The sequence below is a fragment of the Streptomyces inhibens genome (genome assembly GCF_022221585.1).
Classification (GTDB): Bacteria; Actinomycetota; Actinomycetes; order Streptomycetales; family Streptomycetaceae; genus Streptomyces; species Streptomyces inhibens.
The window spans coordinates 8,634,237-8,652,437 of the sequence record NZ_CP084681.1 but is presented as its reverse complement, the minus strand read 5'-3'; the positions used below and the strand labels follow the sequence as shown (position 1 = coordinate 8,652,437).

The following is an 18,201-nucleotide window of genomic DNA, read 5'->3' as shown; positions in this document are numbered from 1 at the left end:
CGCCGCGTACGTGCCGCGTACATCAGAGCTTCGTTCCGTTCGGGGGATTCGGAGAGGGGTGGTGGGGCGCGTGAGCGCCGTGCGCGCTAGTTGACGAGGGTGTAGGGCGCGATGTACTTGTCGACGTTCTCCGGTGTGATGAGCTTGCAGTTGAACAGCTGCTTCTCGGTGTCCACCCCGGTCTTGCCGGTCTTGAGAAATCGGTCGGCCTCGACGACTGCCTTCGCGGAGAACCACACCACCGGCTGCAGGACGGTGTAGGACATGTGACCTGCCTTGACCGCCTTCACCGCGTCGGGCGAGCCGTCGAAGCCACCGACCTTGATCTTGCCCGCCTTGCCGGCCTGTTCGAGGGCGGAGGCGGCGCCGACGGCGAAGCCGTCACCGCTTGCCAGGACCGCGTCCACGTCGGGGTGGGCCTGAAGCATCGACTGGGTGGTGTTGCGTCCGACCGCGGTGTCCCACGCGATCGACTGGGTCTGGAGGTTCTTCAACCCCGGGTACTGCGACAGAACACTCTTGTAGCCGTTGGCGCGAGCGACGGCGTTGTTGTCCGACGACGGGCCGTTCAGCTGGACGTAGGTGCCCTTGCCTCCCAGGACCTTGGCGAACCGCTGCGCGCCGAGGGCCGCACCCTGGGCGTTGTCGGAGATCAGCTGGGCCTTGGCCAGACCCTCCTGGTTGATCTCGGCATTGACGATGAAGACCGGTATCTCGGCCTTGACCAGCTTTCGAACGGCGCCGATGGAGCCATCGGCGTTCGCGGGGTCGAGGAGAACGGCGGCCGGCTTGGTGGCGATGGCCGCGTCGACGAGCTCGCTCTCCTTCTTGTTCTCACCATTGTGGCTGGTGACCTTGACGGTGTATCCGAGCTTCTTGGCCTGGGTCTTGACAGCCTTGGCCGAGGCGGCCCAGTACTCCTCACCAAGGTTGTTGGTAATGAGTTCGATCGTCTTGTTGCCCGCCGAGGTTCCGGCCGCCTTGGGGTGTCCGTCGGCGGAGTTACTGCTACATGCGGCCAGGGGAAGCAGCGCTGCCGCGAGAAGGGTGACCACGATCTTTCGACGCATCTCACTGTTCCTTTTGCTGGTATATAGCGAATATGTCGGTTTGTGAATCGGTCGTGCTACCGCGGTGCCGTGGAAGCGGCCGGCTGCCGTTCCGGCGCGGCGCCCTACCGGGCCTGGAAGGTGCGGCCTCCCTTGGCTCGGGGCTTTCTTGCGCGGTACTGGATCGCGTTCAGCACGACGGCGAGGACGATGACTGCGCCCTTGAAGACCATCTGCCAGTACTCGGAGACGCCGACGATGATCAGCCCGTCGGCCAGGAACCCGATCACGAAGGCCCCGAGCAGCGTTCCGCGGATGTTTCCGCGCCCGCCCATGAGACTGGCGCCGCCGATGACGACCGCGGCGATCGCGGTCAGCTCGTAGGAGTTCCCGCTGGTCGGATTCGCGGAGGTCAGCTCCGAGGTGAGGATCAGGCCGACGAGGGACGCGCACAGACCCGAGAACACATAGACCCGGACCTTGACCTGCTTGACCGGGATGCCCGAGAGCTCGGCGGCCCGCTCGTTGCCGCCCGCGGCGTAGAGCCGACGGCCGAAGACGGTCTTGTTGAGGACGAGACTGGCCACCGCGGCCAGCACCACCATCACGAAGACGCCGGTCGGAACACCGAGGATGCCGTCGAATCCGACCCGACTGAAGCCGGTGTTGCCGAACTGCGCGGATCCCTGGAGGTCGGGATAGGTCGAGCCGTTGGTGATGAGCAGCGCCACACCGCGCGCCGCGTAGAGCATGCCCAAGGTGGCCACGAAGGGCGCGACCTTGTACTTCGCGATCAAGAGGCCGTTGATGAGCCCGACGAGGGATCCGACGGCAAGCGTGCAGACAACGATCACCCAGACCGAGGGGTACGCGCGACCGACGCCCGGGAGGTCGACGCCTTGCAGGAGGAATCCCGCGATCACGCCGCTGAGGCCGACGGTGGAGCCGACGGACAGGTCGATGCCGCCGTTGAGGACGACGTAGAGCATCCCGATCGCAAGGATCGCGTAGAGCGCCACGTGCTGCGACATCATCAGGAGGTTGCCGGCCGTGAAGTAGTTCGGCGACAGAAGCGAGAAGAAGACCGTGATGGCGATGAGTGCGAAGAATGCGCGGCCCTCAAGCAGTAGCGCTCTGAGGTCGAGGCCCCCGGACAGCCACGCGGGCTTACGTACAAGTGCAGTGGATGAACTCATTGGACACCTTCCACCGATACCGGCGGCATTTCCTTTTCACCGGATGCGGCCATGATTCTTTCCTTGGTGGCATCGGCGGCATCGAATTCCGCCGCGATCTTTCCCTTGCTCATCACGACGACCCGGTTCGCCACGCCCAGGCACTCAAGGACCTCGGATGTCGAATAGACGACGGCGAGCCCCTGTTTCGCGAGCTCTGCGAGCAGGTGGAAGATCTCGGTCTTCGCGCCGATGTCGATACCGCGACTTGGCTCATCGAGCAGGAGCACCTTCGGGTCGGTGAGCAGCATCTTGCCGATGACGACCTTCTGCTGATTGCCGCCGCTCAGTGATCCGATCGGCGCCCCCGGGCCGGCGGTCTTGACCCGGATGTCGCGGATGCCTCGGGCGATCCGCTGCCGTTCGGCCTGTTTGTTGATCAACAGGCGCTTGACGCAGGAGGACAGGCTGGACAGCGACAGGTTCTGCCCGACGGACAGGGACTGGACCAAGCCGTCCCGCTGACGGTCCTCCGGGACCAGGGCGAGACCCAGTTCGATGCGCTCGTCGATCGGCAAGCCCCTGAGGTCCTGGCCGGACAGCAGGACCCTGCCCCGCGCGAGCGGCGTTCTCCCGGCGAGCGCTTCCAGCAGTTCGGTCCGGCCGGCACCCATCAGCCCGTAGAGACAGACGATCTCGCCGGCGCGCACCTTCAGGGTCAATCCGTCGACGCAGAGGCGCTCGGGGCTGGCAGTGTCCAGAACGCCGACGTCCTCGATGCTCAGCACGGTCTCGGCGAAGTCCTCGTACGCAGGAGGCTCCCCCAGGTCGAAGCTGCGGCCGACCATCCGTGAAACGACCCAGGCCAGGTCGACATCGGCCGCGTCGGCCCGGTCCACGATCTCGCCGTCGCGCAGGACCACGACGCGGTCGGAGACCTGGAGCGCCTCCTCCAGATGGTGCGAGATGTAGACGATCGACACCCCTGCGGCCGTGAGGTCCTCGATCACCCCGAATAGCACCTCGACTTCGGAGGCGCTCAGCGCGGAGGTGGGCTCGTCCATGATGAGCACCCGCGCGTCGAGCGAGAGCGCCCGGGCGATCTCCACGATCTGCTGCTGTCCGACCCGCAGATCGCCGACCAGCGTGTCAGGGGAGATCTCCTCCTGCAGCCGCTCCATGAGAGCGCGCACGACGCGGCTCTCGGCGCCGTAGTCCACGAGGTTCCCGAAGCGGACGGCCTCGCGCCCCATGAACAGGTTGTCGCGCACGCTCAGGTTCGGGCACAGGCTCAGCTCCTGGTGGATGATGCAGATCCCGAGATCCCGCGCGTGTGCCGCCGATTCGAGTTCCAGCGGCTGCCCGTCCATGAGCAGTGATCCCGCGGTCGGCTTCTGGATGCCTGCAAGGATCTTCATCAGGGTGGATTTGCCGGCGCCGTTCTCACCGAACAGCGTCGTCACCTTCCCCCGGGCAACACCGAAGTTCACTCCTTTGAGGGCATAGGTGCCGTCGTACCGCTTCTCGATGTCACGCGCCTCGAGTATGAATTTCCCGTCGGCCATTTCGACGTTCGCGTCGTCCATCACTTCTCCTCCGAGATCTTGACCGGAGTGACGATGAAGGCCGTCGGATTGACGTATTCGAAGACACCCGTGACCGCGACGGTGTGAGCATTCAGGGACGCCCTATCCACCTTGCCGAGTACGATCTTTTTGACCTGCTCATTGAGCTCGGCGCCGACGTTCTGGTACTCGACCTGGTTCTTGAAGTCGCCGAATTTCACCTGCTTGGTGGCATCACGGACAGCCGTGCCATTGATCGCCGGCCCTGTCTGGACGAACACCTTGGTGCCGGGCGGGAGACCTTGCACGGTCACCGGCATCAGACCGGTGTCATCGGCCTTGCCGGCCGTACCGCTGAACGTCACCGAGAAGACCAGGGCCGAGGCGCTCCGCGCGGCCCCATAATTCTTCGCCGCAGCCGATGGCTCCGCCGCGATTGCCTTTGCAACGTCAGCCAGGGGTGCGGCCTTGCGGTCGATTTCCGGAACGACCTTCGAAGCGAAGCGCTGCTCGGCGAATGCGGCAGGGCTGAACGCGCCAGGGGTCGCCTCATGCGCCGCCGAGTCACTGATCACCGTGGTGTTCAGAACCATGCCGACCAGCAGGACTCCACCGGCTGCCGCCTTGAGAGCCCGGCGCCGGGTGAACGCCGTTGCCTTGATGGTGGTCATCTCTCCGTCCCCCACCGAGCTGCCCCGAACCCGAGCGATCCACAGGACATGTGGCGCTCCTTCCTGAAACGAGGCCGTGGCCTTCCGTTAACGAGGTCCTCACAAAGTAATCCTGTACGTACAGGATGGCAAGATCCTGTCTCTACCTTTTGAGGAGTGGATTGACGGGAACCGTCGAGCGCCAGCGGCGGGGACATAGCCGTGCGGGACATCTACGCAGGTCAAGGCAGCCATCGGTGGGTGTGCGCGGGTGCGCTGCAGGCGCTGTTCCACGCATCTCGGCTGTCGGACAGTCCGGCCGGAATCAGACCGGAACAGACGGGCGGCGGCTACGTGGGAATTGCGTACATTCCCGGAGCGAACGTCGCATGGAAGGGATGCGGGGCGCGACTGTCGCACGCCGCTTGGCCTTCGGCGCTACCGCCTCGCGTCGGCTTTGATGCGCCCGTCGGGCTCGGGAGAGCCGCCCGACGACAGCAGCGAGAACGGCTCACCAATGGCGGCGTTCGCCCCACCGTCAGGCTGGACGGACGTGGAAATCGACAGCGTCCCGGCTACGGGATGAACACGCAGCTCGGAGTGGCGAGAGGGCGGCCAAGCCGACGAGAGCAGACACCACACCTACTCCCCTGGAGCGGGCAAGGGGCCAGCCCAACAGCACGGCCCTCCGATTCCGCCGCGGGGTGCGGCCGACAGGGACGGGCCGCGCCGCGCGACGTCGAGGGCACGGAATACACGCGGGACGCATCGCTCGCCCCATACCCGGGGCGAGTCGAGGCGGGGACACCTCAGTCCGTAACGATGACCAGGGGATGCGCGGGGCCTTCGCCGCGTCGAGCCAACTCCACCTCGAAGCGGCTGCGGTCGCCACGATGAAACGCCACGAAACTCTCGACAGGACGCCCGTCCGCCCCGAAGCTCACATTCCGCAGGACGAGTACCGGGGCACCCTGACCGACGCCGAGGCTACGCGCGAGCTCAGCGCTCGCGGTCGCCGCCTCCACCGACCGGCGCCCCTTGACCAACTGCACGCCGTACTTGTCTTCCAGCAGCGCATAGAGGGACTGCCGGGTCAGGTCCTCGTCCAACAGACCGGGCGCGACCTCCTGCGGCACATGGGTCGTAGTCAGAACCCACGGCTCCTCGTTCACAAAGCGCAGTCGCTCAATCACGATGACCGGATGCCCGGGCTCCCGCTGGAGCTCGGCCGCTACCTGTGCATCCGCCGGCACGACTTCGAGCCTGCGCACGTCACTGCGCAGCTCACCTCCACGGGCAGCCACATCTTCATAGAGCCCAGTCAGCGACTGGACGAGCCCCTCGGCCGTCTTCGGCGAGGAGATGAAGGTGCCTCGGCCCTTGATCCGCTCAATGACGCCTTCAGATTCGAGCTCGTTGAGCGCCTGGCGTACGACCGTACGAGAGACCTCGTATGTCCGGCACAGCTCGTGATCGCCGGGCAGCCGGTCGCCCGGCTGAAGCTTCCGCCGCTCGATCTCGCCGAGAAGGATCTGCTTGAGCTGGTGATAAAAGGGCAACAGTGACGAGCGATCAATACTTGTCTGCATGTCATGAGAGGATAACAAAATTCGGCCCCGTCGAGGGCACACCACCCAACCTGGAGCGGGAGCGTCAGCCATCGGCCCGACCCGCTCACAGTGGGCCGCCCAGCCGGCCGCGGGGGAAGACCTATACGACACAGGTTCCAGAACGGTGCAATTTTGACGACCTAGGCTCTTGACATCCTGTAAGTACAGGATGACATTGGCCATGTAACCCGAAGGGGCTGATCAAAATGCTCGTTCTCGCGGATCCGCCACCCGCCACCGTTAGCCCTTCGGCACCGCCGCTGGACAGCCTTCGGAGCACTCCTCATCAGACGCTTATCGCCCTCCCCTCAGAGGACGCCCGCGTGAGCTCGGCACGCCGCTTCACTGCCGACATGCTCCGCCGCTGGGGAATCGCCGAGGACACACGCGACTCCGCAGTACTCATCGTGAGCGAGCTCGTCTCCAACGCCGCCAGACATGGCCACGCCGACACCACACTGTTCCTGACCCTCAACGACTGCATGCTTCAGATCGCGGTAGCCGACTCCGGAGCTCCCGTGGCTCACCAGCACGCCCACGCCGACTCCGACCCCGACGAGCACGGTCGCGGCACGGGAATCGTTGAGTTTCTCGCACAATGGATCGAGATCCACCACAGCGAGTCCGGCCGCCAGGTTCACGTGGGGCTTCGGGTCGCGGATCCGCAGCCCTGTTAGGACTTGTCCGGGTGATCATGTGCGGAGCCAGACTGCACAGACGGACGGCACGGGGAGCGTGGGGAGGCTTCCAGGACGCTCTCGTTCTCGCGGGCGACGGATTACGGCCTGGTTCGTCGCGGGGAGTTCCCGGGCCGGGCGCTACGCATAGGCGTACGACACGTGTCATCACCACGTCCTCGCTCCGCGTATTCGAAAGCGGAGAGGCGGAGTACAACGCCGAACTCTGCGCGCCGCCGCGTCGAACACCACGCACCAGGCCCATCCCCGAACGCAGGCCCCCCCGCCGGAGCCGGCCGACGGGGGCTCCTCACCTCTCACCTGCTATCACACGCGTCTCACCAACAGCGTCGACGCACCTGGACCACAAGGATCTGACCTGCGAAAACGCTGCTGATCTAGACTACCTGGACGGTACAAGACGCCCTTCCGACAACCTGTGCCAGGTGGTTCCCACCATCGACGGCGACGTCGCACCGAGGCACCCGCTGGAGACAGTGCCCGCCCATCCGTTGGCCTGCCAGAACCTTACGGCTTGCGTACGAGTGCTGGGCATGAGCCGGGCACAGGTGGCGGTCGCGTGATGGTGCGCCTTCGAGTCGCACTTCGAGTTCGAGAGCCGGCGCGGAGAGTCATCCCAGGCTCCTCGTGTCCAGCACGCCAGCCTTCCCGACTTCCGGTGGTTGACGGCAAGATCCGGACCACACACGGACCAATGCGCCGCCGACGGCAGTCCTGTCTACCGTTTCAGCAGGTCAGCGCTACCTTGAGCGCTGTACCACCAGCAGACGAAGAATCTGCTGGTGTCGTACTCGCCGAAGAAGCTCGGCTTCTTCTAGACGCAAAAAAGGGCGCCTGACCAGGGCAGATGCCCGGCAGGCGCCCTTGTCGGGATGCGCCTAGGGCGCGAGACGAAAATCGACCCGCCCGGCTCTCCGCGCGCACTCGGCCGGGTCGGCCCCGGAGGCCGGCCAAAAGGAGATGCCCGCATGGCGCAGGTCGTAAGGCCGCTGCGCCGGTTCAAGGGCAAGCTCATCGAGGGTGGGGGCGGCCTCACGTGCTCGGCGCCACGTTATGCCGAGGCATCGATGTACTGAACTTGATTGGGTGATGTCGGGACTGCAGCTCCTGCCGTTGTCCGTGTCCCACTCGAACTCGAACCTCGCCCGTACGGTGATCCCTCGCCGCCACAGCAACCACCGCGTATCCAGCTCGGCCATGCGCACCCACACGTACAAGAAGCTGACGCTCAGCGGCAGCGACGGCCAGGCGATGAGACCCAGGAAGCGGGGCTCCACCGGCAGCCACACAGCCAAGGAAACCCCAGGACGAAATACCAGAGGGCACGCCGCCACCAAGGGCTGCCATGCGGCACCCGATCACGCAGACCCGCCAGCATCCGCAGGGGCCATGAGCGCACCGACTCCCGCCGGGTTGGCTATCGATACCCCGCGGATTCCGCGTCGCTCATGATCGCTTCAATCTCGGTGCGGAGCGCGCGGACCATCGCCGTATTGCGATGCCGGACCGTCATGGCAGTGCCGGGTACGGCCCTTGGTCGGGACAACTCCTGCGGCGGGCTCACTGTTTGATTCGCCCATGGCAGCGCATCCTAGACATATCAAGGAGCAAATACGCCTCCCCCGACAGGAGCGCACTTCACACCGCCGGTGAGGAATCGCGGTAACCCCGGCCCAAGACCACGACCGGGGTTACCGATCATGCCGACCGGCTCAGTACTTCTCGAACAGGTACAAGTCCCAGTGGTAGGGGCTGTTGCCGTAGTACCGCTTGCAGTCCCACGGCACATCGGAGGTCTTGCCTGCTGCCTTGCACTCCGTAAAGGTCTTGTACTTGCCGGCCCAGTGCCATTCGCCCGTCCCGCTGGTTCGCACCTTCGACGCCGTGGTCGCGGCGGCGGCCGTACCCGCCGCCGTGACCACGCCACCGAACAGCAGCGCGGTGGTTATGCCCACGGCGGCGAACTTTTGTTTGACCCGAGACACGAATTCCCCCTGTCGAATAAAGGAAAGCAGTCGGTGGATGCGCTCGTATGCACGAGCGCTGCATCACATCCTCGTAGAGCGGAAACCGATGTGGAAGAGATCACTGATGCGGATGACGACGCGATTGATGCCCTTCCCTACATGGAACTGGAGTAGCCCTACGAGCATCCGCGCCACCTGGGACGGAACGGGGAGCGTGGAGGACGCTTCCAGGGCGTCGGGGTTTCGCGGGCGAAGGGGTACGACCTGGTTCGTCGCGGGGAGTTCCCGCCAGGTCCTGGATCTGCCCGGTCAGCTGCTCGACCCGCGAACCATGCGGTCGGGCGGCGAGGTCCAGAAGCTGTTTGGGGTCATGGCCCGCCACCGTAGCGGCGCGTCCACCGACGGAAATGGGAACACGAAGAGGATCGCCGAAGTTTTGGGCAAGGTCCTGGAGGCCACTGTCGTCGACCCCGAACAGGTCGATATGGCGGAGCTTTCCACCTGCGACCTCGTGGGGTTCGCCTCGGGGATCTTCTCTGGGAAGTTCCATCCACGGCTGCGCCAGTTCGTCCGGTCGCTTCCGAAGGGGGAACGACGCAAGGCGTTTGTGTCCGCCACCAGCGGACTGCCCGAACCGCGTTTTCGGCCCGTCACCCTCCCCTTGTGCGGCTTCTTGAGCAGGGGGGCTTCGAGGTGGGCGACACATTCTCGTGTCGCGGGTTCGACACCTGGCTTCCGTTCAAGTTCGTCGGCGGAATCAACAAGGAACGGCCCAACGCCACCGATCTGGAGGCGGCGCGCGCGTTTGCCGAAGGGCTACGAGCTCAGATCGGTGCGGAGTCCTGAGCGGTCCGGCAGGACCACCGCATGCTCCGATTCACAGATCACGAGTCGCCGGCCGGTCGCACCGGCTCCACCTCGGCCGCAGCCCGCCGGTCATAGGCCCGGCGGGCGGCCAGTACCTCGTCCTGGTGCTCCTCGGACCAGTCCTGGATCGCCGTCAGCAGGCCAGTGAGGCTGTGACCGAGCTCGGTCCGTTCGTAGACGACCTTTGGCGGGATCGTGGGGTAGACGGTGCGGGTTGACCAGGCCGTCGCGTTCCAGGGTGTGGCTTTATCGAGCAGTAGGTGACGTCGCTTGTCGATGAGTTTGGGAGGCGCCCCGTTCCACGGATGGGTGGTGTTGATGAGTTTGGGAGGCACCGGGTCTCTTGCCAGGGCAGCATCGGGATGCTCCTGGTGAAAGGTGCTGGTCATGCCGCAGATGTCGAAGGTCGAGCTGTATGCAGCGATCCGGCGTGACCACCGCGGCGGCATGTCGATGCGGGAACTTGAGCGCAAGCACGGAGTGACGTGGCGGACGGTTCGCAAGGCACTGGATTCGGCCTGGCCTGAACCACGCAAGAGGCTGCCGCCGCGGGCGCCCGCTCTGGATCCGTACAAGCCGGTGATTGACGAGATCCTCCGGGCGGACCTTGATGCTCCACGCAAGCAGCGGCACACCGTCACCCGGATCTTCCATCGGCTGGTCGAGGAACACGGGGCGGACGTCTCCTACGGGATGGTCCGCTACTACGTCGCTGGCCGGAAGCCGGAGATCCTCGTGGAGTCTGGCAAGGCCCCGCTGGAGGCGTTCGTCCCACAGACTCATCAACCCGGGTATGAGGCGGAAGTCGACTTCGGCGACGTGACCGTGCGGCTCGGCGGTGAGCTAGTGACCTGCTACTTGTTCTCCTTCCGGCTCTCGTATTCGGGCAAGGCTGTCCATCGGGTGTTCGCCTCCTGCGGCCAGGAAGCTTTCTTCGAAGGCCATGTCCACGCGCTGCGAACGCTGGGCGGTGTCCCGCGGAGCAAGGTGCGCTATGACAACCCCAAGGCCGCCGTCGCCCGGGTGCTGGGGCTGAGCCGGGCGAGGGTGGAGGCCGACCGGTGGATCGCGTTCAGATCGCACTTCGGCATCGAGAGCTTCTACTGCAGACCCGGCATCGAAGGCGCCCACGAGAAGGGCGGGGTCGAGGGGCAGATCGGTTACTTCCGCCGCAACCACTTCGTTCCCGTCCCCGAGGTCTCCTCTCTCACCGAGCTGAACGAGATGGTCGAGCAGTGGGACCGCCAGGACGACGCGCGCCGCATCGGTGCCCGACCCAAGACCGTCGCCGAGTACTTCGCACTCGAACAGCCGCTGCTGATGCCACTGCCCGAGGAGCCGTTCGAGACGGGACGGTTGTTCACGCCCGGGTCGATCGCTACGGCCAGATCCCGGTCCGCACCAACCGCTACTCGGTGCCGATCCGGCTGATCGGCAAGCGGGTGCGAGTCGTCCTGCGCGCTTCTCACCTGGTGGTTTACGACCAGAACGTGGAAGTGGCACGGCACGAGAGGCTGATCGCCAAGGGTGCCGTTCGCTTGGAGCTGGACCATTACCTGGAGGTCCTGGTCCGCAAGCCCGGCGCCTTTCCCGGGTCCACCGCCCTCGAACAGGCCCGCTCAGCAGGGAAGTTCACCCCTGTCCACGACGCCTGGTGGGCTCAGGCCCAGAAGGTCCACGGCGAACGGGACGGCGCCCGGGCCCTGATCGAGGTCCTGCTGCTTGGCCGGCACCTGCCGCACGAGCACATTGTCGCTGGGCTGGCCACAGCCCTGCGGGCTGGGGCGATGACCGCTGACGCAGCCGCGCTTGAGGCACGCAAGGCTGCCCAGGCCGAGACTGAACCCGCCCCGACGGGCCGGCCGTCGCCCGGCAAGTCGCCGGCGAACGTGACGTCCCTGCACGAGTGGAAGCTGTCTCATCTCCCGCCGGACACCAGGCCGCTGCCTTCGGTGACTCCTTATGACCAGTTGCTCCGACGTCGTCGCCCCAGCGGCGGTGACCACCGAGAGGGAGAAGCACAGTGACTCTGCCCCGCCAGCGAGGCTTGACCGAGCAGGCCGCCGACGCCGCCATCGACACCGCCTGCCGCCTGCTGCGGCTGCCGTCGATCCGCAACGAGTTCACGGAGATCGCCGACCGGGCGATGAAGGACCAGATGACCTACCGCGGCTTCCTCGCCGAGCTGCTGATGGCCGAGTGCGACGACCGGGCCCGACGCCGCTCGGAACGACGGATCAAGGCAGCAGGCTTCCCGCGGGAGAAGTCCCTGCGGGCGTTCGACTTCGAGGCCAACCCGAACATCGACCCGGCCACCATCCACACGCTCGCCAGCTGCGAGTGGATCAAGAAGAGCCAGCCGCTCTGTCTGATCGGCGACTCCGGCACCGGGAAGTCCCACATGCTGATCGCCCTGGGCACCGAGGCCGCTATGAAGGGCTACCGCGTCCGCTACACGCTGGCCACGAAACTGGTGAACGAACTGGTCGAGGCTGCGGACGAGAAGCAGTTGAACAAGACCACCGCCCGCTACGGCCGCGTTGATCTTTTGTGCATCGATGAGCTGGGCTACATGGAACTCGACCGCCACGGCACCGAGCTCCTCTTCCAGGTCCTGACCGAACGTGAGGAGAAGAACAGCGTCGCCATCGCCTCCAACGAGTCCTTCGGCGGCTGGACCAAGACGTTCACCGATCCCCGGCTCTGCGCGGCCATCGTCGACCGCCTCACCTTCAACGGCACCATCATCGAGACCGGCACCGACTCCTACCGCCTCGCCAGCACCCGAGCACGAGCCGAGGAGCCCGCCAAGGTCGGCTGAGTTTGCCGCTACCTGCCGCGACCGCCAGCCGCCCGAACGGGCGGCTGGCGGTCGCGCATTCGGTCGCCGCGGTGTGTCAATGGGCCTCAAGAGTCGAGCACGGCGGCTACGGCCTCGATCTCGACGAGCTGGTCCTTATAGCCGAGCACGGTGACGCCCATCAAGGTGCTGGGGACGTCATGGTCAGCGAACGAGTCCCGGACTACCTCCCAGGCAGCCACCAAATCCTCCCGCCGGGCCGATGCGACGAGAACCCTGGTACTGATGACGTCCTGGAGTGACGCGCCGGAGGCGGTGAGAGCAGCCTGCATGTTCTCGACTGCTTTCAATGCCTGACCCGCGTAGTCCCCGATCGCTGCCGTCGAGCCGTCGTCGTTGAGGGGACACGCCCCTGCGAGGAAGATCAGGCGGGAGTCGGCGGGAGCCGTGGCTGCATAGGCATACTCGGCGATGTCGGACAGGGAGGCGGAGCGGATCAGCGTGATGGCACGAGCCACGGTCGTCGGGTCCTTTCCCATCGGGAGTTGAGCGCGGACATCCTGTCAACAACCCGTTGGCACCCGCCTTCCATTTTTCTCGCCACCCCCTCGGCAATGCCGTCGTTTCTGGTCGACACTCGTGGACCGGGTGATCACCAAATGACTCCGGAACCCGTCGAGAAACGCTGTTGCTAAGGGCTGTCCCGTAATCCCTGGTGGATCAGCGCACGGCGTCAGATGCACTGCGTTCGCTGCGCTCACTCCGTCTCGGCTCTTCATTCGCTGTACGGATGCCGAGCTGCATCGCAAGGCGGAGGGACGTCCGGATACTGGGTGTATCCGGATGTTCCGACAACGCGGCGAGGTGCCGTAGCTGTCGTCGTGCGCCCGCCAGGGATTACGGGACAGCCCTTAGTGATCAACGAAGCCAAGGGTGCGCAGTGCCTGAGTGAGCATCTTTTGCGTCACGCCGTCCAGGCTGCGGCGCAGTGCGTTGAAGCGCAGCGGCCCCTGTTGGAGGGCGCCGACCGTCAGCAGGGCCCACTTGCTGGTGAGCAGTGACAGCACCGGAGGGGACGGGCAGGTCTGCAAGTAGGCGTGGGCGCCGCCGTATTGCCGCAGGTCGTTCAAGGTGTCCATGGGGAACCTGGATGTCAGGAGGGTGCCTTCTTCTCAAGTGTCAGTGCCTGGCACAAGCTGGTGTGCGCCGCGCGGCGATCGTGAGAGATCAGCGAGACGATCAGCAAGATCAGCAAGTGAGGTACGTCACGGGTGTGCGTATGCGCGCCGTCGGTCAGCTTGCCTTCGGCGGCCCCGAGGAGCTGTACGTGTCGGAGGTGGAGCGTCCGGAGCCGGTGGCCGCCGAGGTGCTGGTGCGGGTCAAAGCGGCCGCCGTGAACCCGGTGGACGTGAAGTTCCGGGCAGGCGTGGTCCCTTGGGGGACGCTGCCGTTCATCCCCGGCTGGGATGTCTCGGGGTGGTCGAGGCGGTCGCTCCCGGCGTCACCCGCTTCGCGCCGGGCGACGAGGTGTGCGGGCTGGTGCACTTCCCGTGGCGCGGCGGCGGCTACGCCGAGTACGTCACCGCCCCGCCCCGCCATCTGGCCCACAAGCCCGCCGCCCTCACACACACCGAGGCCGCGGCGCTGCCCATGGCGGCGCTCACAGCCTGGCAGGGAATGGTGGACACGGCGCGGGTGTCGAGCGGGCAGCGGGTGCTGATTCTCGGGGCGGCCGGCGGGACGGGCCACCTGGCCGTACAGGTCGCCAAGGCGCTCGGGGCGTACGTCATCGGCACGGCGCGGGCGGAGAAGCACGCGTTCGTGCGCGGCTTCGGCGCGGACGAGATCGTCAACTACACCACGACCGACGTCGGTGCGGCGGTGCGGGACGTCGACGTGCTCTTCGACTTGGTCGCAGGTGACGACGCGGCGCGGGCGGTGGAGGTGCTGCGGCCCGGCGGGATTCTGGTGAGCGCCACCCGTGCGGCGACCGTGCCGGGCTTGGCCGAGCGGGGGGGGTGCGCTTCGCCAGTCTGGGCGTCGAGCCTGACTACGCCTCGTTGGAGAAGCTCAACGCGCTCATCGAGCAGGGGCGGCTGCGGGTACACGTCGAACGCAGCCTGCCGCTGACGGAGGTGGCCGAGGCTCACCGCCTGATCGAGAGCGGGCGAGTGAAGGGCAAGATCGTCCTCGTTCCTTGACGAGCTCGCGCACGGCGGCCGCACGGCGCTCTCGGGCAGGATCGCCCAGCGGCAGCGCGCGGGCACCCAAATGTGCCCAGGAAGGTGCACAGCTGCGTACCCAGCCTCCGCGCGGGCCCGCGCCCGTGTGTTGACTCATGCTCGCACGGCAGCTGCACCACCTTGCCCGCCCTGGACCGTCCCAGCCATCAGCTGCCCTGCCGCTGAGTCAGGGACGCGTGGCGCGTGGACCTTTGCGGTGGCTCAGACGGTTGCCGAGGAGCCAGCGTGAGACAGAACGTCGGATTGGCGGCACCGCTGGCGGCTCTGGCGCTGCTGACCGCGTGCGGGGGTTCCGCGGGAGACACCCATCCCTGCACCCTGATGGACGCGCCCGCCGGGATCCGGGTAGAGGTCCACCCGCAACTGGCGAACAGAGTGGCCGACGCGACGCTTACGGCCTGCTGGGACGGCACATGCCAAAAGCGCACGCTGCGGCTGCGGGAGACCCGGCCGGAAGAACCGGCGACCCCCGGGAACCCCGTGATGACCACGGAATCCGCTACCGTCGCGGAAAGCCCGGCAGCGAGGACCGCCCAAACCCCCGAGCCCTCTACCTGGCCTGGCTTCGCGGTCGTACGTGACCTCCCAAGAAGGCCGATACGCGTCACGCTGATGTTCAGGAACCAGCGGGGCGCCACCGTGCTCGACCGACAGATCAGTCTCACCCCGCAGCCCACCTATCCCAACGGCCGCAACTGCTCGCCGGGCGGCCGTCAGGCGCGCCTGACGGTCACGGGAGAGGGCTCGCTGATCCCACGCTGACCATGCACTCCACAACGGATTGGGCTGGCGAGGTGCTGGGGCCACCCGCGTCTCCAGGATGTGGGACAAGCAGCCGCTGTCCCGGGGCGGGCTGCCTACGGGCGGGTTCGTTGACCGCGCGGGTCGGGATCATCACCAAGCCGACTGTGTCGCGCATCACATCGACCTCATGTCACGGACGGGGCTGCAACTTCCATCTGGTGGTCGTCAACAGCGACTGGAAGAAGGCGGAGCGATGAGCGCACAGCACGAAGCCGGCAGGTCGACCACCCACCGGGTTCTGATCCTGGGGGCGGGGTACGCGGGTATGTCCGCGGCAATCCAGCTCGCGTCCCGGGCCAAGCGGCGCGAGGACGTGCAGGTGACCCTGGTGAATGCACAGGAGCGGTTCACCGAGCGGCTGCGGCTGCACATGACAGCGACCGGGCAGCAGCTCGCCGAGCTGAGCATCCCGGAACTGCTGGAGGGGACGGGTGCGCAGTTCGTGCGCGGCTGGGTGACGGCGGTGGACGCGGACGCGAAGACGGTGCGGATCGATGACGACCGGGTCCTGCGCTACGACACGCTGGTGTACGGGTTGGGCAGCGTGGCCGACACGGCGGCGGTACCAGGAGCCGAGGGCCACGCGTACTCCCTGAACAGCGCCCAGGACGCCGAGGTGCTGGCCGACCGGCTGACGCGGCTCGGCAGCGGTACGGTGGTGGTCGGTGGCAGCGGGCTGACCGGCGTCGAGTCGGCCGCGGAGATCGCCGAGCGGCACCCCGAGCTGAACGTCGTCCTGCTGGGCCGGGCCGAGCCCGGCGCGGCCATGAATGCGAAGGCCAAGGCGTATCTGCAGGCTGCGCTCGACCGGCTGGGTGTCCAGGTGCGCAGCGGGGTCGAGGTGGCGAAGGTGCTGCCCGATGCGGTCGAGCTGGTGGGTGGGGCGAGCATCGCCGCCGATGCGGTCGTGTGGACCAGCGGTACGCGGGTATCGCCGCTGGCGGCCGCCGCCGGGCTGACCGTCGATGAGCGCGGCCGCATCGTCACCGACGCCGCGCTGCGATCGGTGTCGCACCCGGAGGTGTACGCGGTGGGCGACGCGGCCGCGATCCGCCAGGGCTACGGCGTCATGCACGGCACCTGCCAAGGTGGCATGCCGACCGGTGTGCACGCCGCGGTGTCGGTCGTCCGCGCGCTGAAGGGCAAGCAGCCCAAGCCGTTCCGCTTCGGTTACTACCACACGCCGGTGAGCCTGGGACGGCACGACGCAGTGGTGCAGTTCACCCGCCCCGACGACAGCCCGCGACGAATTCATCTGACCGGACCTATAGCGGCCCGGTATAAGGAGACCGTGACTGCCTCACCCTGGCCGACCTACGGCCGCATGAAGAAGATGCCCGCCTCGGGCGCGCTCTGGCCCCGCGGCGGCCGCTTCACCCGGATCATCCGGGAGGCCCGGTGACCCACCTGTCTGCGGACGCCGGCCAGCAGGTGTTCCACCAGCATCGGAACCTGCTGTTCTCGGTGGCGTACCGCGTCCTCGGCAGCGCGGCCGATGCCGAGGACGCGGTCCAGGACACCTGGATCAAATGGTCGGCCGCCGACCGCTCGCAGGTGACCGACCCCAAGGCGTACCTGACGCGGATCGTGTCGAATCTCGCGCTGGAACGGCTGCGCTCCACCCGGCACAAGCGTGAGACCTATGTGGGGCCGTGGCTTCCGGAGCCCATCCTCACCGGCGGGGATGCCGCCGAGGCCGTCACGGACGCCGAGTCGGTGTCAATGGCGATGCTGGTGGTACTGGAGACGCTGAGCCCGCTCGAGCGCGCCGTGTTCGTACTGAGGGAGGTCTTCGACTTCAGCCATGCCGAAATCGCGGAGGCGGTGGAACGTTCGGAAGCCGCGGTGCGGCAGGCCGCGCACCGTGCTCGCGAGCATGTGCGGGCCCGGCGGCCACGCTTCACCGCGGACCGGTCGCGGCAGCGGGACGTCACCGAGCGGTTCTTCGCCGCCGCGACCGGTGGTGACGTCAACGCCCTGATGGAGCTGCTGTCCCCGGACGTCACCCTGTGGACCGACGGTGGCGGCAAGGTCCGTCAGGCTCTGCGTCCGGTCGTGGGCGCACAAACGGTCGCCGCCTGGTTCGCAGCCATCGGCACCGTCACCTACCAGGGCGTCGAACCCTCCGATATGAACGCCGAACTCGTCGAGATCAACGGCGGGCCGGGGATGGTGTTCAGCGGTCCGGGCCGCGTGATCGCCACCGTCACCTTCGACTTCGACGCCGACGGCCGCATCACCGCCATCCACAACGTGGCCAACCCGGACAAACTCCAGGCCGTCGCCGACGGCACCGCTCACGACATGGGGACTCAGTGAGCACCGAGCGAACCCCGCCCTCGACCAGCAGCGGAAGGGGCGACCCGCGAGGGTCCGCCCGCGAGCGACGCTCGAAGATCGCCCTTGACCGGCTGTGGTGCTCTCACATCCTGGGAACCTGAACGGAGGTTCCACCGCCGACGGCCACGTCGTGCAGAGGCACCTGCTGGAGGCAACTCGCGTTGCCCGTATGGCCTGGCAGGCCATACGGCTCGCGCACGGGGATCGCAGCTGATCGTCGCCGAGTCAACCGAGGGTCACCGCCCCGCCCTTCCTCCACGCCGGAGTCTGCCGCGGGTCGCCCTACCGAGCGGCACCGACAGACCTATCCCAGGCATTCGGATAGCTCACGGCAAGATCCGGACCATGCACGGACCAAAGCTCTCCCGGCGGCAGCAACAGCCACCGTTGTAGCAGGTCAGCACCACTACGAGCGGATACCACCAACAGACGA

15 protein-coding genes and 3 pseudogenes are annotated in these 18,201 nt (G+C 66.7%); 9 read left to right on the top strand and 9 right to left on the bottom strand.

Going from position 1 to position 18,201, the window contains the following annotated elements; genetic code table 11:
* Positions 1-86: 86 nt before the first annotated feature.
* The 5 genes from KI385_RS38720 to KI385_RS38700 form a co-directional block, all read right to left on the bottom strand.
* Positions 87-1,070 carry a D-ribose ABC transporter substrate-binding protein gene (locus KI385_RS38720; RefSeq protein ID WP_238576691.1) on the bottom strand — a complete coding sequence of 328 codons (984 nt, stop codon included), beginning with the start codon at positions 1,068-1,070 and terminating at the stop codon, positions 87-89.
* A 104-nt stretch (positions 1,071-1,174) separates the two neighbouring features.
* Positions 1,175-2,245: an ABC transporter permease gene (locus KI385_RS38715; RefSeq protein ID WP_238576690.1), complete on the bottom strand. Its 1,071-nt coding sequence runs from the start codon at positions 2,243-2,245 to the stop codon at positions 1,175-1,177.
* Positions 2,242-3,810: a sugar ABC transporter ATP-binding protein gene (locus KI385_RS38710; protein WP_238576689.1), complete on the bottom strand. Its 1,569-nt coding sequence runs from the start codon at positions 3,808-3,810 to the stop codon at positions 2,242-2,244. The genes KI385_RS38715 and KI385_RS38710 overlap by 4 nt, the downstream gene beginning before the upstream one ends.
* On the bottom strand, positions 3,810-4,460 hold the full coding sequence (locus tag KI385_RS38705; protein ID WP_238576688.1) for a DUF2291 family protein: 651 nt from the start codon (positions 4,458-4,460) through the stop codon (positions 3,810-3,812). Before KI385_RS38705 ends, KI385_RS38710 begins: the two co-directional genes overlap by 1 nt.
* Before the next feature lie 788 nt (positions 4,461-5,248).
* Positions 5,249-6,028, bottom strand: coding sequence for a GntR family transcriptional regulator (locus tag KI385_RS38700; protein WP_238576687.1), 780 nt, complete (start codon positions 6,026-6,028; stop codon positions 5,249-5,251).
* Positions 6,029-6,255: 227 nt separating this feature from the next.
* On the opposite strand from KI385_RS38700, the gene KI385_RS38695 reads away from it, so the two are divergent.
* Complete coding sequence (locus tag KI385_RS38695) at positions 6,256-6,726, top strand: ATP-binding protein (RefSeq protein ID WP_281066947.1); 471 nt, start codon at positions 6,256-6,258, stop codon at positions 6,724-6,726.
* A 1,733-nt stretch (positions 6,727-8,459) separates the two neighbouring features.
* Here KI385_RS38695 and KI385_RS38685 read toward each other — a convergent pair.
* Positions 8,460-8,702 carry a hypothetical protein gene (locus KI385_RS38685; protein WP_238576685.1) on the bottom strand — a complete coding sequence of 81 codons (243 nt, stop codon included), beginning with the start codon at positions 8,700-8,702 and terminating at the stop codon, positions 8,460-8,462.
* On the opposite strand from KI385_RS38685, the pseudogene KI385_RS44315 reads away from it, so the two are divergent.
* Positions 8,695-9,231 (top strand): annotated as a pseudogene (locus KI385_RS44315) (hypothetical protein); the annotation flags it as partial. The gene KI385_RS38685 and the pseudogene KI385_RS44315 overlap by 8 nt on opposite strands.
* 146 nt (positions 9,232-9,377) lie before the next feature.
* Entirely contained in the window at positions 9,378-9,560 is a 183-nt protein-coding gene (locus tag KI385_RS38675) for an NADPH-dependent FMN reductase family protein (RefSeq protein ID WP_238578111.1), read from the top strand.
* A 38-nt stretch (positions 9,561-9,598) separates the two neighbouring features.
* On the opposite strand, the gene KI385_RS38670 is transcribed toward KI385_RS38675, so the two are convergent.
* Entirely contained in the window at positions 9,599-9,970 is a 372-nt protein-coding gene (locus tag KI385_RS38670) for a winged helix-turn-helix transcriptional regulator (RefSeq protein WP_238576684.1), read from the bottom strand.
* A gap of 7 nt (positions 9,971-9,977) precedes the next feature.
* Here KI385_RS38670 and istA point away from each other — a divergent pair.
* Positions 9,978-11,608 (top strand): annotated as a pseudogene (gene istA, locus KI385_RS38665) (IS21 family transposase).
* Positions 11,605-12,402, top strand: a complete 798-nt coding sequence (gene istB, locus KI385_RS38660; RefSeq protein WP_238576683.1) for an IS21-like element helper ATPase IstB — start codon at positions 11,605-11,607, stop codon at positions 12,400-12,402. Before istA ends, istB begins: the two are co-directional and overlap by 4 nt.
* A gap of 86 nt (positions 12,403-12,488) precedes the next feature.
* Here the strand turns inward: istB and KI385_RS38655 are convergent, their stop codons facing one another.
* Both KI385_RS38655 and KI385_RS38650 read right to left on the bottom strand, forming a co-directional pair.
* Positions 12,489-12,899, bottom strand: coding sequence for a RidA family protein (locus KI385_RS38655; protein ID WP_030721195.1), 411 nt, complete (start codon positions 12,897-12,899; stop codon positions 12,489-12,491).
* Between the two features lie 393 nt (positions 12,900-13,292).
* Entirely contained in the window at positions 13,293-13,520 is a 228-nt protein-coding gene (locus KI385_RS38650; protein WP_238576682.1) for a winged helix-turn-helix transcriptional regulator, read from the bottom strand.
* A gap of 140 nt (positions 13,521-13,660) precedes the next feature.
* On the opposite strand from KI385_RS38650, the pseudogene KI385_RS38645 reads away from it, so the two are divergent.
* The 4 genes and pseudogenes from KI385_RS38645 to KI385_RS38630 all read left to right on the top strand — a co-directional run bounded on the left by KI385_RS38645 (position 13,661) and on the right by KI385_RS38630 (position 17,747).
* Positions 13,661-14,582 (top strand): annotated as a pseudogene (locus KI385_RS38645) (NADP-dependent oxidoreductase).
* Positions 14,583-14,849: 267 nt separating this feature from the next.
* Entirely contained in the window at positions 14,850-15,386 is a 537-nt protein-coding gene (locus tag KI385_RS38640) for a hypothetical protein (RefSeq protein ID WP_238576681.1), read from the top strand.
* A 235-nt stretch (positions 15,387-15,621) separates the two neighbouring features.
* Positions 15,622-16,830 (top strand): NAD(P)/FAD-dependent oxidoreductase, encoded by a 1,209-nt coding sequence (locus KI385_RS38635; RefSeq protein ID WP_238576680.1) that lies wholly within the window; start codon positions 15,622-15,624, stop codon positions 16,828-16,830.
* Positions 16,827-17,747, top strand: coding sequence for an RNA polymerase sigma-70 factor (locus KI385_RS38630; RefSeq protein WP_238576679.1), 921 nt, complete (start codon positions 16,827-16,829; stop codon positions 17,745-17,747). Before KI385_RS38635 ends, KI385_RS38630 begins: the two co-directional genes overlap by 4 nt.
* Positions 17,748-18,201 lie beyond the last annotated feature (454 nt).